The 15,232-nt window shown below is 62.9% G+C and carries 11 protein-coding genes; 5 read left to right on the top strand and 6 right to left on the bottom strand.

The features are described 5' to 3' along the window. Positions 1 to 90: 90 nt before the first annotated feature. Complete coding sequence (gene tadA, locus CAF70_RS08955) at positions 91 to 570, bottom strand: tRNA adenosine(34) deaminase TadA (protein WP_085624119.1); 480 nt, start codon at positions 568 to 570, stop codon at positions 91 to 93. Further along, on the bottom strand, positions 570 to 1,952 hold the full coding sequence (locus CAF70_RS08950) for a multicopper oxidase family protein (protein ID WP_085624117.1): 1,383 nt from the start codon (positions 1,950 to 1,952) through the stop codon (positions 570 to 572). The genes tadA and CAF70_RS08950 overlap by 1 nt, the downstream gene beginning before the upstream one ends. A gap of 42 nt (positions 1,953 to 1,994) precedes the next feature. Between CAF70_RS08950 and CAF70_RS08945 the strand changes: the two genes are divergently transcribed. After that, positions 1,995 to 5,090, top strand: a complete 3,096-nt coding sequence (locus tag CAF70_RS08945; RefSeq protein ID WP_256573278.1) for a membrane-targeted effector domain-containing toxin — start codon at positions 1,995 to 1,997, stop codon at positions 5,088 to 5,090. Positions 5,091 to 5,137: 47 nt separating this feature from the next. Here the strand turns inward: CAF70_RS08945 and guaA are convergent, their stop codons facing one another. The 4 genes from guaA to CAF70_RS08925 form a co-directional block, all read right to left on the bottom strand. Further along, positions 5,138 to 6,715, bottom strand: a complete 1,578-nt coding sequence (guaA, locus tag CAF70_RS08940; RefSeq protein ID WP_013971139.1) for a glutamine-hydrolyzing GMP synthase — start codon at positions 6,713 to 6,715, stop codon at positions 5,138 to 5,140. 78 nt (positions 6,716 to 6,793) lie between these two features. After that, positions 6,794 to 8,263: an IMP dehydrogenase gene (gene guaB, locus CAF70_RS08935; RefSeq protein ID WP_085624113.1), complete on the bottom strand. Its 1,470-nt coding sequence runs from the start codon at positions 8,261 to 8,263 to the stop codon at positions 6,794 to 6,796. Between the two features lie 86 nt (positions 8,264 to 8,349). Then, on the bottom strand, positions 8,350 to 8,907 hold the full coding sequence (locus CAF70_RS08930) for a sugar ABC transporter ATPase (protein ID WP_085624111.1): 558 nt from the start codon (positions 8,905 to 8,907) through the stop codon (positions 8,350 to 8,352). A gap of 51 nt (positions 8,908 to 8,958) precedes the next feature. Further along, the gene (locus tag CAF70_RS08925) at positions 8,959 to 9,714 is read right to left on the bottom strand and encodes a sulfite exporter TauE/SafE family protein (RefSeq protein ID WP_085624109.1); all 756 of its coding nucleotides are present in this window, start codon (positions 9,712 to 9,714) and stop codon (positions 8,959 to 8,961) included. Between the two features lie 97 nt (positions 9,715 to 9,811). Here CAF70_RS08925 and CAF70_RS08920 point away from each other — a divergent pair, with 97 nt between their 5' ends. The 4 genes from CAF70_RS08920 (at position 9,812) to leuA (ending at position 15,209) form a co-directional block, all read left to right on the top strand. Beyond that, positions 9,812 to 10,690 (top strand): LysR family transcriptional regulator, encoded by an 879-nt coding sequence (locus tag CAF70_RS08920; protein WP_085624107.1) that lies wholly within the window; start codon positions 9,812 to 9,814, stop codon positions 10,688 to 10,690. A gap of 202 nt (positions 10,691 to 10,892) precedes the next feature. After that, positions 10,893 to 12,272, top strand: a complete 1,380-nt coding sequence (gene xseA, locus CAF70_RS08915; protein WP_085624232.1) for an exodeoxyribonuclease VII large subunit — start codon at positions 10,893 to 10,895, stop codon at positions 12,270 to 12,272. A 3-nt stretch (positions 12,273 to 12,275) separates the two neighbouring features. Beyond that, positions 12,276 to 13,103, top strand: coding sequence for a M23 family metallopeptidase (locus tag CAF70_RS08910; protein WP_085624106.1), 828 nt, complete (start codon positions 12,276 to 12,278; stop codon positions 13,101 to 13,103). Between the two features lie 432 nt (positions 13,104 to 13,535). Further along, positions 13,536 to 15,209, top strand: a complete 1,674-nt coding sequence (leuA, locus tag CAF70_RS08905; protein ID WP_085624105.1) for a 2-isopropylmalate synthase — start codon at positions 13,536 to 13,538, stop codon at positions 15,207 to 15,209. Positions 15,210 to 15,232 lie beyond the last annotated feature (23 nt).

Here is a 15,232-nt window from a genome sequence, read left to right as displayed (position 1 = left end):
GGGCACGCCCGCTCCCACAGCTACACCACAGGCCCGAGGGGAGTGATATTCCTGTGGGAGCGGGCATGCCCGCGAAGAGGCCGGTACAGGTTAAGACTTGGCCCTGCGAGCCTTGAAGAAGTCACTGAGGATCTGCCCGCACTCCTCCGCCAGCACCCCGCCCTCCACCAGCACGCGGTGGTTCAGGAAGCCCTGCCCGAAGAACTGCCCCTGGCTCTGCACGATACCCGCCTTGGGCTCGAGCGCGCCGAACACTACCCGCATCACCCGCGAATGCACGATCAACCCCGCACACATGCTGCACGGCTCCAGGGTCACGTACAGGGTGCTGCCGGGTAGCCGGTAGTTACTGGCGGATTTCGCCGCCGCGCGGATGGCTACCATTTCGGCGTGTGCGCTAGGGTCACTGTCGATGATCGGCCGGTTGAAGCCCTGCCCGATCACCTGCCCATGCTGCACCAGCACCGCGCCCACCGGCACCTCGCCCATGGCCGCACCTTCGGCGGCCAGGGCCAGGGCCAGGCGCATGAATTCCTGATCGCGGCTGCGATCGATGATCTGCGGTCGCATCAGACCACCGCGATCGCGGCCATCAGGCCGGTTTCCATGTGGTCGATGACGTGGCAGTGGAACATCCAGGTGCCCGGGTTATCCGCCACCAGTGCCACCTGGGCGCGCTCGTTCCTGCCCAGCAGGTAGGTATCGGTGAACCAGGGCTCCTTGATGTCATGGCGGTTGGAGCCGATCACCTTGAAGCTCATGCCGTGCAGGTGAATCGGGTGCTGGTACTGGGTCATGTTCTTCAGCTCGAAGATGTAGCTCTTACCCTTCTTCAGCGTGGCGATCGGCCGCTCGGCGCAGGTCTTGTCGGTGATATCCCAAGCCTGGCCGTTGATCTGCCACATGCTCGACGGCCTGTCCTGATCCGTAGTGACCGAAACTTTCGCCGCCCACTCGAAATTGAAGTTGAGCTTTTCGGCATTCTCCAGGTCCGGCTCGGCGATCGGGTTGGGCGGCAAAGCCGGCGGCCAGTCGCTCGGCGCGTCGTTGCTGGCCACCGAACGCAGGGTGCCCAGGCGCACGAAACCGTCGCGCAGGGAGATCTCCTCCCCCGCCTCGGGAATACGGATAGCCAGGCAGATACGCATGCCTGGGCCGAGCCAGTAGTCATCGTCCAATGGGCGCGGGGTTACCGGGTTGCCGTCCAGAGCATAGATTCTGGCCTCGCAGTTGCCCTTGAGATTGATGCGGTAGGTCCAGGTGTTATCGAGGTTCAGCAGGCGCACCCGCACTACCTGGCCGGCTGGCAGCTCGGTGACCGAATCGGCCTGGCCATTGATGGTGATCAGGCGCCCGGCGGTGCCATTGCGCGCCGCCTCACGCGGAATGCTGAACGGCAGCCATGCCCCCTGCTCGTCGACGTGCCAGTTCTTCAGGCTCAGCGTGCGCTCATGCTGGAAGCCGGTCGGTTCGCGCTCCTCGACGATCAGCGGGCCGACCAGGCCACGGCCCAGCTCCTCGGAACTGCTGACATGCGGGTGGTACCAGTAGCTGCCCGCGTCTGGCACGCGGAACTTGTAGTCGAAGTACTCGCCCGGCTTGACCGGTAGCTGCGACACATAAGGCACGCCGTCCATTTCCAGCGGCAGGCGAATGCCGTGCCAGTGGATGGTGGTTTCGACCGGCAGGTGGTTGATGAAGCGCACCCGCAGCCAGGTACCCTGGCGCACGCGCAACTCGGTACCCGGTGCCGATGGGCCGAAGGCCCAGGCCTCGGTCTTGAAGCCCGGCACCAGCTCGACGTCCAGGGGCGCTGCGATCAGCTCGTAGTCATGGCCGGCGTTGTTGTCTTCGACCTTGCCCAGCCAGTAACGCGCCGCGCCACCGGCGCCCAGGCCAACCACAACCAGGCCAGTCAGGCCCTTGAGCATTTGTCGACGGGTGAAGGACATCGGTGCGGGTACCTCGTGTTCTGCGCAATCAAGCTGCCAGCAGTGGCTGGCGATGAAGGGCGAATACGATACACCTGCAAATGGGAAAGTTTAAGTGAAGTGTTATTACGGCACGTGCCGGATAAATGCGTAGATAACTACCGCACCCTGCGGACGCGGTTCGACCAGGCTCGAACGCTCAATCACAACGAGGTAGCGTTCATGGGGCTGCAAATACTGGTGCCTAAGGCCGAACAACAACTGCGCGACCTGGCGCGACCACTGGTCAGCGCTTGTCCGGATCTTCGGCAGATGGCCCGTGAAACCGCGATCACCGTTCTGAAGAAGCATGGCCATGCCGCGCTAGACCCGGACCACGTTCACCTCAATCGCTTCATGGCCGCGCAAAGCAGCCCGCGAACGTTCAGCGGATGGCAACATCACGACGCGCCGTTCCAGTCTTACACGCTGCCACAGTTGGTGATGCACCGTTTCGACGTCAATGATCAGGACAACAGCGACCTGCTCAGCTACCTCAGTGGCTTCTACACCGACGGCCCAGACGCCGAAGTGTATGACGAGCACAATGAAATCCCCATAGCGCCCAAGGACGTGCTGGATGATTTCTGGGATATCGACTTCAGCAGCGCTTATCACGAGCATCTGGATGCTTTCTGGCATCAGCACGCCGATGGCTATCGCACGCTGGCCAAGATCAACTTCCTTGCCAAGGTTGTCGAAACCTGCGCGGCCGACCCTACCAGTGACCTGTCCAGCTGCGCCCGCCAAGTGGCTCAGGCACTCACCGGTCACGGCATCGGTCAACCATCACTGAAGCAGTTGAACGAGGAACATCGACCCGATGCAGGTTTTCGCGTGTGCACCTTCGATATCGGCGGCCATGTGGCCAGTGACTTCCTGCGCATCGAACTGCCCGATGGCCGACAATTGCTCTACACACCGGGTGAAGTCGATGCCCTGCACCTCTTCGCAGACCGCAAGGCGCTTTACTGGTGGGTGCTGAACAATACCAACGAAGCGGACAACCGGGCACGCTTCGTGAGCCACTTTGCGCTGTCGTCCCGTTCCGAACGCGAGGACAGCACCGGGCTGAATCACATGATTGACCTGTTGTTCTTCAATTGGGGAGGTGACGATCATCACTGCCTCAACCAGCTGGACAAGACCTTGCCCGGGGATGCCTTCAGCCACCTGCGTGACGCCGCGCGCCAGCGCATGACCGATGACGCCAACTTCGCCTTGCGTTCCAATGATGACCTGCGCAAGCAGTTATGGATCGGTTATCTCAAGGCCTTCGGCAAGGTCTTCAGCCCACTCGCGGCGCTGGACTGGCCCGTAGCCCTGGCAGCAGTGGGCGCAGGGCTGGTGGATATCGGCCTGAACATCGACCAGGCCGTCAACGGCCATACCACCGGTGAACGTCACGCCGGCGTGATTGGCGCCATCTTCGCTGCGATAGACACACTGTTCAACGCTGCAATGCTGGCCAGTGCAGCGGGAAGCAGTGTCAAGAATGAGCTAGTCGAGGTTGCTGAAGCGCCCCCCGAAGAGAGCCCCCCGTTCGAGGTAGAGACGGCGCCTGCATCGCCCGAGCAGATCGAAACCTGGGTGCCAGGGCCATTCAGGCCTGCGCAACAGGCCGAGCTGCTGGCGCCTTTCGAATCCAACGTCGTGCTGCATGGCAACCCAGGCGACGGCCAATTGGCAGGCATCCATGTTCAAGATGGCAATTTCTATGCGCTGATCAGTGACACCCCTTATCAGGTACGTTTTATAAGTGAGTTGAAGTCTTGGGTGGTGATCGACCCTGAGAATCCTTACTCCTTCTATCGCAACGTGCCCATTAGCAGGGACGCAGCAGGTCACTGGCAACCGCAGGCGCGGCCACGCCTATCGGGTGGTGGTGGCCTGCCGCGCAAGCTGCTCGGACTGTGGGGCAGGAGCACGCATACGGCATCCGAGCCACTGCCGCCGACGCCCTATGAAGTACCTGACAGCTTACGCTCCACTCTCAGAGACTCGGCAATCGCTCCCGGCCAAGAGCGCTTGCTCAGTGGCATCATGGCCTTCCCGGAACCAGCACAAAATACCGCCTTTGCCGAATTCAGGAAGCTGCGTGACACCCTGGCCAAGGATGCGCAACAGTACCTGGCCTCCGCTGAATTGCCTGCAAGACCACAGATTCCCCGACTGCCCCGCGAGGCAAGCGCAAAGCAGATCATCCGCAGCGTCTATGAAAACAGCGATGGTCTGGTAATCGGTGAAAGCCATTCTCAAGTTGGCAGCAAGGCCTTTTTGATCGACAACATGACACTGCTGAAGAAAGCCAAGGTCAGGGTGCTGTACCTGGAGCATTTCATGACCGAATTCCAGCAGGCCGACCTCGACTTGTTCCATGTCAGCGGTGAGATGCCACCCGCGCTGAAGCGCTATGCGCAAGCGCTGGATAAAGGTTTTGGCATCGATGCCTCCAGCCGTTACACCTTCTTGAACCTCCTGCAAGCCGCACAAAAAGAAGGCATCCGCATCCAGTCGATCGATTGCATGGCCAGCTACCGACAAGCCTGGGAAAGAGCGCCTTCGCAGGTGATCCGCCAGCAGATGATGAACTTCTTTGCCCACGAGATCATCGAGGCCGACCAGGCAACACGCGGCCTGAGCAAATGGGTTGCCTTGATGGGCAACTCCCACTCCAATACTTTCGAAGGTGTTACCGGCCTCAGCGAGTTGCAAGGGGCAATCGGGCTGCGCGTCGAAGATATCGCCCTGAGCGAGATCGGGGGCGTGGAAGTGGACCCAGGGTATACCGGGGTCGCGCAAGGCGACCTGTCCGTATTCAACCTCAAGGGCGACCTGCGCCTGCAAGTACCGACCGCGATTCAGATCCCGTCCGGCGCGCCCTTGGAAAACCTGCTTCGCAACACGGGCACATTCACGTTCGATTCCATCGATGGCCAACTAAATCTGATAAATCGCGGCCGTAATGGGCTGCTGAAGTACACGCCAGTCCTTCAGGAAGGCGACAGGTTATACCTCGACAGGGCGGACTGGCCATGGATCAGCGGGCGTCGCTTGGCCAGCCTGCAGGAAATGCGCTCCACACTGGTACGCCAGGGCATGCGCTACATCATGCGATAACCTGGCAGAAACGACGAGGGCGCCTTGCGGCGCCCTCGTGGCTCAACTTATTCCCACTCGATAGTGGCTGGCGGCTTGCTCGACACGTCGTAGGTAACGCGCGAGATACCGTCGATTTCGTTGATGATACGGCCGCTGACGGTTTCCAGCAGTTCGTACGGCAGGTGCGCCCAGCGCGCGGTCATGAAATCCACGGTCTCGACGGCACGCAGGGCAACGACCCAGGCGTAGCGACGGCCGTCGCCAACGACGCCGACCGACTTGACCGGCTGGAATACCACGAATGCCTGGCTGGTCTTGTGGTACCAGTCGGCCTTGCGCAGTTCTTCGATGAAGATGTGGTCGGCACGACGCAGGATGTCGGCGTATTCCTTCTTCACTTCACCGAGGATGCGCACGCCCAGGCCCGGGCCCGGGAACGGGTGGCGGTAGACCATGTCGTACGGCAGGCCCAGCTCCAGGCCGATCTTGCGCACTTCGTCCTTGAACAGTTCACGCAGCGGCTCGACCAGCTTGAGGTTCATTTCCTCCGGCAGGCCACCGACGTTGTGGTGCGACTTGATCACGTGGGCCTTGCCGCTCTTGGCGCCAGCCGACTCGATCACGTCCGGGTAGATGGTACCCTGGGCGAGGAACTGGATGTTTTCCAGCTTGCTGGCTTCGGCATCGAACACGTCGATGAAAGTGCGGCCGATGATCTTGCGCTTCTTCTCCGGGTCGGCTTCGCCGGCCAGGTTGTCGAGGAACTGCTTTTCAGCGTCGGCGCGGATCACCTTGACGCCCATGTTCTCCTTGAACATGGCCATCACCTGGTCGCCTTCGTGCAGGCGCAGCAGGCCGTTGTCGACGAATACGCAGGTCAACTGGTCGCCGATGGCGCGGTGCAGCAGTGCGGCAACGACAGAGCTGTCGACGCCGCCGGACAGGCCCAGCAGGACGTTGGCCGAACCGACCTGCTCACGCACCTGGGCGATGGCGTCTTCGACGATGTTGGACGGAGTCCACAGGGCTTCACAGCCGCAGATGTCCTGCACGAAGCGGGACAGGATACGACCGCCCTGCTTGGTGTGGGTCACTTCCGGGTGGAACTGCACGCCGTAGTAGCCGCGTGCGTCGTCGAACATGCCGGCGATCGGGCAGCTCGGGGTGCTGGCCAGCACGTGGAAATTGCCCGGCATCTGGGTGACCTTGTCGCCGTGGCTCATCCACACGTCCAGGCCCAGCACGCCGTCGGCGTCGATGTGGTCTTCGATGCCGTCGAGCAGGCGGCTCTTGCCGACCACGTCCACGCGGGCATAACCGAATTCACGCAGGTCGGAACCTTCGACCTTGCCGCCCATCTGCTCGGCCATGGTCTGCATGCCGTAGCAGATGCCCAGCACCGGTACGTTCAGGTCGAACACGGCCTGCGGGGCGCGTGGGCTGTTGGCTTCGTGGACCGACTCGGGGCCGCCGGCGAGGATGATGCCGCGCGGGTTGAATTCGCGGATCGCTTCATCGTCCATGTCGAACGGATGCAGCTCGCAGTACACGCCGATTTCGCGCACGCGGCGGGCGATCAGCTGGGTGTACTGGGAACCGAAATCGAGGATCAGGATGCGGTGAGCGTGAATGTCGAGGGCCATGACTCAATCTCGTCAGTGGAAATCGGAAACGACGCGGGGCTGTCACGACAGCCCCGCATGCTTGTATTGCTTGAAGCCTCAGCCTACGCGGTAGTTAGGGGCTTCTTTGGTGATCTGCACGTCATGCACGTGGGACTCGGCCATGCCGGCACCGGTGATGCGCACGAATTCCGGCTTGGTGCGCATCTCTTCGATGGTTGCGCTGCCGGTGTAGCCCATGGACGAACGCAGGCCGCCCATCAGCTGGTGGATGATCGCGGCCAGGGCGCCCTTGTAGGGAACGCGGCCTTCGATGCCTTCCGGTACCAGCTTCTCGGCACCGGCCGAGGAGTCCTGGAAGTAGCGGTCGGACGAGCCTTGCGCCTGTGCCATGGCACCCAGCGAGCCCATGCCGCGGTAGGCCTTGTAGGAGCGACCCTGGAACAGTTCGACTTCACCCGGAGCTTCTTCGGTACCGGCGAACATCGAACCCATCATCACGCAGGAAGCACCGGCGACGATGGCCTTGGACAGGTCACCCGAGAAGCGGATGCCGCCGTCGGCGATCAGCGGCACGCCAGTGCCTTCCAGCGCAGCGGCCACGTTGGCGATGGCGCTGATTTGCGGCACGCCGACACCGGCAACGATACGGGTGGTGCAGATCGAACCTGGGCCGATACCGACCTTGACGGCGTCAGCGCCAGCTTCGGCCAGCGCCTTGGCGGCAGCGCCGGTGGCGATGTTGCCACCGATCACCTGCACTTGCGGGTAGTTCTCTTTCACCCAGCGAACGCGGTCGATCACGCCTTTGGAGTGACCGTGGGCTGTGTCGACCACCACCACGTCAACGCCAGCAGCCACCAGAGCGGCAACGCGCTCGCCGGTGTCCTTGCCGGTGCCGACTGCGGCGCCGACGCGCAGGCGACCCTGGTCGTCCTTGCTGGCCAGCGGGTAGGCCTTGGCCTTTTCGATGTCCTTGACGGTCATCATGCCCTTGAGGTTGAACTTGTCGTCGACGATCAGGACTTTTTCCAGGCGGTGCTTGTGCAGCAGCTCGCGGACTTCGTTCTTGTCGGCGCCTTCGCGGACGGTGACCAGACGCTCTTTGGGGGTCATCACGTCGCGGACCTTGGCGTCCAGGCGGCTTTCGAAGCGCACGTCACGGGAAGTGACGATGCCGACCAGGTCGCCGTTCGCCAGCACCGGTACGCCGGAGATGTTGTTCAGGCGGGTCAGGTCGAACAGGTCGCGCACGGTGGCGTCGGCGTCGATGGTGATCGGGTCCTTGACCACGCCAGCCTCGAACTTCTTGACCTTGCGCACTTCGCTGGCCTGCTGTTCGATGGTCATGTTCTTGTGGATGATGCCGATGCCGCCTTCCTGGGCCATGGCAATGGCCAGGCGCGCTTCGGTCACGGTATCCATGGCGGCGGAAACCAGCGGAATGTTCAGCTCGATGCCACGGGTCAAACGGGTCTTGAGACTGACTTCATTGGGCAGTACCTCGGAATAGCCAGGTACAAGGAGGATATCGTCGAAGGTCAGGGCTTCTTGGCTGATACGCAGCATCGCGGGGGCTCCCGGGCGGGAAAAATGGAAGCGCGCCATTATACTCATGCACGGCGCGCCGCTCAATGCAAAATAAGGGCCTTCGGTCAGCCTTGTGGCAGTTTTACCTGGACCACGGCCACCGGCTGGTCGAGCCAGTCGGCGAAGCTGTCGAGAAAGGCCTGGGTGAACCCGGCCTCGCCCCAGTTGTTGAAGATGAACCCCAGGTTGGAAAAGGCACATGGCTGCAGGTAAATGAAGCCATTGATGTCATCTTCGAAGCCGCACAGCGGGCAGGTGAAGTTGTCGCTCACCGCCGGCATCCATTCTTCCAGGCTTTCGAAAAGCGGCTCGCCCACCTCACGCCGGCACTCGGGGCAACCTGCCTCTTCGAGGAAACCTTCGGTAGGGGTATAGATGCAGCGCTTGAGCATCACCTCAAGGCCATTCACCTGCTCGCCAAAGGGCAGCTTCTGCGGATGCAGCGCCACTTTGCGGGCACCTTCAGCCAAGGCATGGGCCATGCGGTTACCGGTGCGGCCACAGGTGGTCAGCTGTTCCTCGACGATTTTCTCGCGCACCAGCCAGCGCAGGATGGCACGGGCACGGGCTTCGTGCACCGGGACGGTAGACAGCTTGGGAACGATGATGCTCTGGGTGTTCATGAACGGGACAAGCCTGAAAAACTGCGGTAATGGCGCAATTCTACCGCCTGCTCAGGCGCTCAGGTAGCGACCGATCAACGCCAGGCCGCTGGCCAGCACCAGCCAGGTGACCAGGCGCACGAAGGCTTCGCGGGACAGCCGGTGGGTAAGCCTGCGTCCGGCCCAGAGGCCGACAAACATGACCGGCAACAGGCAGGCGGCGAGCAGCAGCAGGCTTGGGTCGGCATAGACGCCAGCGATCAGGAACAGCGTCAGGCGCACCATGGTACTGCAACTGATCAGCGCGCTCTGGGTGGCACGCACTTGTTCTTTTGCTTCCAGCCGTGCGCTCAGGTACAGGGCATAAAGGAAGCCGCCACTGCCGAACAAGGCACCGAACAGCCCGCCTGCCGTACCCATTGGTACTGCCCAGAGACCGGACAGACTGGCCGGCCGCACTTTCACCGCCAGCCCGTACACGGCATATGCCGTGACGAACAGGCCCATCAGCAGCAGCAACAAGTCGGACTTCAGCTGTAGCAGGAATACCACGCCCAGCGTGCAGCCTATGGCCATGAACGGCAGCAGCCGCAGCAGCTCGCCGCGCACGACATCACGACGCGAGGGCAGCAGGTTGCCGAAGGCGGCGACGAAGTCCAGCAGCACCAGCAGCGGAATGATCCGCGACAGCGGCATGAAGTGGACAAGCACCGGGCCGGCCACCAGTGCGGTGCCGAAACCGGCGATACCGAAGACGATGTAGGCCACGCCGACACCCAGCAGGATGGGTAGCCAGTCAAGGCCGGAAAACGACAGTTGAGCAAGCATGGCAGCAGTTCCTTTGAAGACAGGCAAAGGTTAGCCAGCCATGAGCCATGCCGACTAATATGCCTTTTTCGCCACAACCATCTCGAAAAGGCATGACATGACGTCGATCCGCCAGTTGCGTTACTTCGTGGAAATCGCCGAATGCGGCAGCTTCAGCGGTGCCGCCGAGCGGCTGTACATCGCCCAGTCGGCGCTGAGCCGGCAGATCAAGGAGCTGGAACAGCAACTGGGCACGCCGCTGTTCGAACGCACCGCGCGCCTTCCGCACCTGACACTGGCGGGCCAGGCCTTTCTGGAACGGGCGCGGCGCTTGCTGGCCGACCTGGCGCAGGCGGAGCGGCTGACCCGCGATATTGGTGAGGGGTTGCAGGGCAGCCTGCGCCTGAACCACTCCAGTACCGTGCCGCTGACCGGCCCGCTGCAGGCTCGCCTGGGCTGCTACTTGCGCGACAACCCAAAGGTTTCACTGGAAATTGCCCAACAGTCGTCAGAGGCGCAACTGGAGGATATTGCTGACGGACGCCTGGATATCGGCCTGCTGCGTTTGCCGGTGCTACGCCAGCATGAGGGCGTGGTGCTGCATGAGCTGTTCAGCGAGCCACTGCTGCTGGCGGTTGCTGCTGGGCATCCATTGGCTAGTGCGGCACAGGTGAAGCTTGAGCAGTTGCGCGAGGAGCGCTTTATTTCCATTCCGCACCGGGATCGTGGCGGGCTGAGTTACCTGTCGGCCTCGTTGTGCATGGAGGCAGGCTTTTTTCCGCGGGCGGCGCAGGTGCTGTCGCGCAAGACCACGCAGTTGCAACTGATTCAGGCAGGGTTCGGGGTGGCGTTGTTGCCGGCGTGCATGGGTGAGATTGCGCCGGCTTCGGTCAGCTTCGTGGCGCTGGAGGGGGGCTGTGAGAGTACCGTGGCGCTGGCTTGCAGGCGGGATGCGGGGCAGATGGTCAGGCAATTCGTGGCAGCGATGCAGGGTTGATGGCACCGACGATGCGGATGTTCGTGGGTACAGCGTCAACTCGAAGCCAGCGCAGCCTCTGTGGGAGCGGGCGTGCCCGCGAAACAGGCAGCGCCGTGGATGGCACCGGCTTCGCCGGTGTTCGCGGGCTCGCCCGCTCCCACAGAGATCGCGACAGGGCCAGGACAGACAACCGGGGCCGATGTCCTTTATGATGCCCGCCATGATCAGAGACCCCTTCGAACGACTCGGCCTGGACCGCGAGGTCCTTACCGTCAGCCAACTCAACGGCCGCGCCCGGGTGCTGCTGGAAGACGTGTTCCGCAGCGTGTGGGTGGAAGGCGAGATTTCCAACCTCGCCCGCCCTGCGTCGGGCCATATGTATTTCACCCTCAAGGACAGCGGCTCCCAGGTGCGCTGCGCGCTGTTCCGGCAGAACGCCACGCGGGTGCGCCAGGCCCTGCGCGACGGCCTGGCAGTACGGGTACGGGGCAAGGTTTCGCTGTTCGAGGGGCGTGGCGATTACCAGCTGATTCTCGACACCGTCGAGCCGGCCGGCGATGGTGCCCTGCGCCTGGCTTTCGAAGCCCTGAAGGAAAAGCTCGGTGCCGAGGGGCTGTTCAGCGCCGAACGCAAGCAGCCGCTGCCGGCCCACCCGCAGCGCATCGGCATCATCACCTCGCCTACCGGCGCGGTGATCCGCGACATCATCAGTGTGTTCGGTCGCCGTGCCCCGCAGGTGGAACTGAACCTGATCCCCACCGCAGTGCAGGGCCGCGAAGCCATTGCCCAGATCGTACGCGCCATCCGCCTGGCCGACAGCCTCGGGTTCGATGCACTGATCCTGGCCCGTGGCGGCGGCTCGCTGGAAGACCTGTGGTGCTTCAACGAAGAAGCCGTGGCGCGGGCCGTGGCCGCCTGTGTCACGCCGATTGTCAGTGCCGTGGGCCATGAGACCGATGTCTCGATCAGCGACTTCGTCGCCGATGTGCGGGCGCCCACGCCCTCTGCCGCGGCAGAGCTGCTGGCCCCCGACAACAGTGGCCTGCAGCAACGCCTGGATGGCCTGCAGCGGCGCCTGCTGCTGCGCATGCAGAACCGCCTGACCCACGACCGCCTGCGCCTGGAGTCGCTGACCCGGCGCCTGCGCCACCCGGGCGAGCGCCTGCGCCAGCAGGCCCAGCGCCTGGACGACCTGGACATGCGCCTGCGCCGTGCCTTCATGCTCAACCTCAACCAACGCCATCAGCTGCTGGCACGCCTGGACACCCGCCTCGCCGCGCAGCACCCGGGGCGCACCCTGAAACTGCTGGGCCAACGCCTGGACAGCCTCGCCGAGCGCCTGCCACGGGCCATGCGCGAAGTGCTCAAGGACCGCCGCCAGCGCTTCCAGGCCCAGTTGCAAACGCTGCAGGTGGTCAGCCCGCTGGCCACCCTCGCCCGCGGCTACAGCATCCTGCTGGACGAACAGGGCCAGGCCATCCGCAGCGCCGAACAGACCCGCAATGGCCAACGCCTGACCGCCCGCCTGAACGAAGGCGAGCTGTTGGTGCGGGTCGAAGACAACCACCTGACCCCGGTCACCCTCTCACTTCTGGACTGACACATGCCCCGCCTGCTCGCGCCCCTGCTTGCCCTTTCGCTCCTGCTGCTGGCTGGCGGCGCCCAGGCCAGCTACATCACCCGCACGCTGAACAAGCCGGTACCTGGCGGCGTGGCGGTGGTCGACCTCGGCCCCGCCGCCAGTGCGCCCAGCGCCCGCTTCGACGGCAAACCGGTACTGGTGGTGAAGGAACAGGACAACTGGCTGGCCATCGTCGGCATTCCGCTGACCCAGAAGCCCGGCACCGCCGTGCTGAACCAGGGCGGCCGCACCCTGCCCTTCACGATCGGCAGCAAGAAGTACCCCGAGCAGCACATCACCCTGAAGAACACCCGCCAGGTCAACCCGAACCCTGCCGACCTCAAGCGCATCGACCGCGAGCTGGCCGAGCAGATAAAGGCTTACCGCAGCTTCAGCCCGACCCTGCCGAGCAACCTGATCCTCGACAAGCCGGTCAACGGCCCGCTGTCGAGCAAGTTCGGCGTGCGCCGCTTCTTCAATGGTGAAGAGCGCAACCCGCATGCCGGGCTGGACTTCGCGGTGCCGGCCGGTACACCGATCAAAACCCCGGCCAATGGCAAGGTGATGCTGGTGGGGGATTACTTCTTCAATGGCCGCACGGTGTTCGTCGACCATGGGCAAGGCTTTATCAGCATGTTCTGCCATATGTCGAAGATCGATGTGCAGGTCGGGCAGCAGCTGCGCCGGGGCGAGGTGGTCGGGCGTGTGGGCTCGACCGGGCGGGCTACCGGGCCGCACATGCACTGGAACGTCAGCCTGAACGATGCGCGGGTGGATCCGGCGATTTTCATTGGCGCGTTCCAGCCCTGAGACCGCGGTGCCTGCTTCGCGGGCATGCCCGCTCCCACAGGTATTGCGCTGCGTCTTGAGGCTGCATCGTACCTGTGGGAGCGGGCGCGCCCGCGAAGAGGCCAACACAGTCGACATCAGTTCAACCGTGTTGCGCCATCGAAAAATACCACGCAAAAATAAATAAGCACTCAGCTCAATCAAGCTATAAAATCTCGCCTAATAGCTTTTTTTAAGCATTTCTCTCAATTTTTCCCGAACGCTTGCCATCCCCCACCCCACTGGTTAGGGTTGAAGGCATGAAAACCTTCAGCACCCTCATCCTGCTCCGACAACATCGCAGCCTCTGCCTGGTCAGCGCCCGACTACCAGGCTGAATCGCGTCGCCTCGCCTTTCCATCTCGTTATCGCTCGGCAGGCCCGATCTCGGCCGCACACAAAAGGATTGCTTCCATGACCATGCTCAAAGACCCTTCGAAAAAGTACCGCGCTTTCCCGACCATCGACCTGCCTGACCGTACCTGGCCGTCGAAGACCATCACCGCCGCGCCAATCTGGTGCAGCTCCGACCTGCGTGATGGCAACCAGTCGCTGATCGAGCCAATGGATTCGGAGAAGAAGCTGCGTTTCTGGAAGACCCTGGTGCAGGTTGGCGTGAAAGAAATCGAAGCCTCGTTCCCGTCCGCTTCGCAGACCGATTTCGACTTCGTGCGCATGCTGATCGAAGACGGCCACATCCCGGACGATACCACCATCCAGGTGCTCACCCAGGCCCGTGAAGACCTCATCGCCCGCACCTTCGAGTCGCTGCGCGGGGCGAAGAAGGCCATCGTCCACCTGTACAATGCCACCAGCCCGTCGTTCCGCCGCATCGTCTTCAACCAGGACAAGCAAGGCGTGAAGGACATCGCGGTGAACGCGGCCAAACTGTTCGTCAAGTACGCCGCCCAGCAGCCGGAAACCCAGTGGACCTTCCAGTACTCGCCAGAAACCTTCAGTGCCACCGAGATGGAGTTCGCCAAGGAAGTCTGCGACGCGGTCATCGAGGTGTGGAACCCGACGCCTGAGCACAAGATCATTCTCAACCTGCCGGCTACCGTGGAAGTTTCCACGCCGAACATCTACGCCGACCAGATCGAGTGGTTCTGCCGCAACGTCAGCCGTCGCGACAGCGTGATCATCAGCCTGCACTGCCACAACGACCGTGGCACCGGCATCGCCGCTACCGAGCTGGGCCTGATGGCCGGTGCCGACCGCGCCGAAGGCTGCCTGTTCGGCAACGGCGAGCGTACCGGTAACGTCGACCTGGTGACCCTGGCATTGAACCTCTACACCCAGGGCATCGACCCGCTGCTGGACTTCTCCGACATCGACGGCGTGCGCAAGGTGGTCGAGGAGTGCAACCAGTTGCCGGTGCACCCACGTCATCCTTATGTGGGCGACCTGGTCCACACCGCGTTCTCCGGCTCGCACCAGGACGCCATCCGCAAGGGCTTCGCCAAGCAGCAGGAAGGCGAGCTGTGGGAAGTGCCTTACTTGCCGATCGACCCGGCCGACATCGGCCGCAGCTACGAGGCGGTGATCCGCGTCAACAGCCAGTCGGGCAAAGGCGGCATCACCTACCTGCTCGAGCAGGAATACGGTATCAGCCTGCCGCGCCGCATGCAGATCGAATTCAGCCAGGTGGTGCAGGGTGAAACCGACCGTCTGGGCCTGGAAATGACCGCCCAGCAGATCTACAGCCTGCTGCACAAGGAGTACCTCCAGGCCAACGCTCCGTACGCGCTGGTCAGCCACCGCCTGCAGGAAGAGAACGGCCACAGCGCCGTGGAAGTGGAAGTTGCCGGTGAAGGCGAAACCACCCTGTACTGGCGCGGCAAGGGCAACGGCGCACTGGAAGCGCTGGTGGCCGGCCTGCCGATTGCCGTGGAGATCATGGACTACAACGAGCATGCGATTGGCGCCGGTACCAATGCCAAGGCTGCGGCTTACATCGAACTGCGCGTGGCCGGTGGCCGCCCGGTACACGGCGTGGGCATCGATGAAAACATCACCACGGCCAGCTTCAAGGCACTGTTCAGCGCACTGAACCGCTCGCTGAGCCAGCAGGAAGCCAAGGCGGCCTGAGCCCTGGTGTGATTAATGAAGAA

Origin of the sequence: Pseudomonas sp. B19(2017) (assembly GCF_002113165.1) — a bacterium.
In the GTDB taxonomy this organism is placed as follows: Bacteria; Pseudomonadota; Gammaproteobacteria; order Pseudomonadales; family Pseudomonadaceae; genus Aquipseudomonas.
This window is presented reverse-complemented; position numbering and strand designations above follow the sequence as displayed.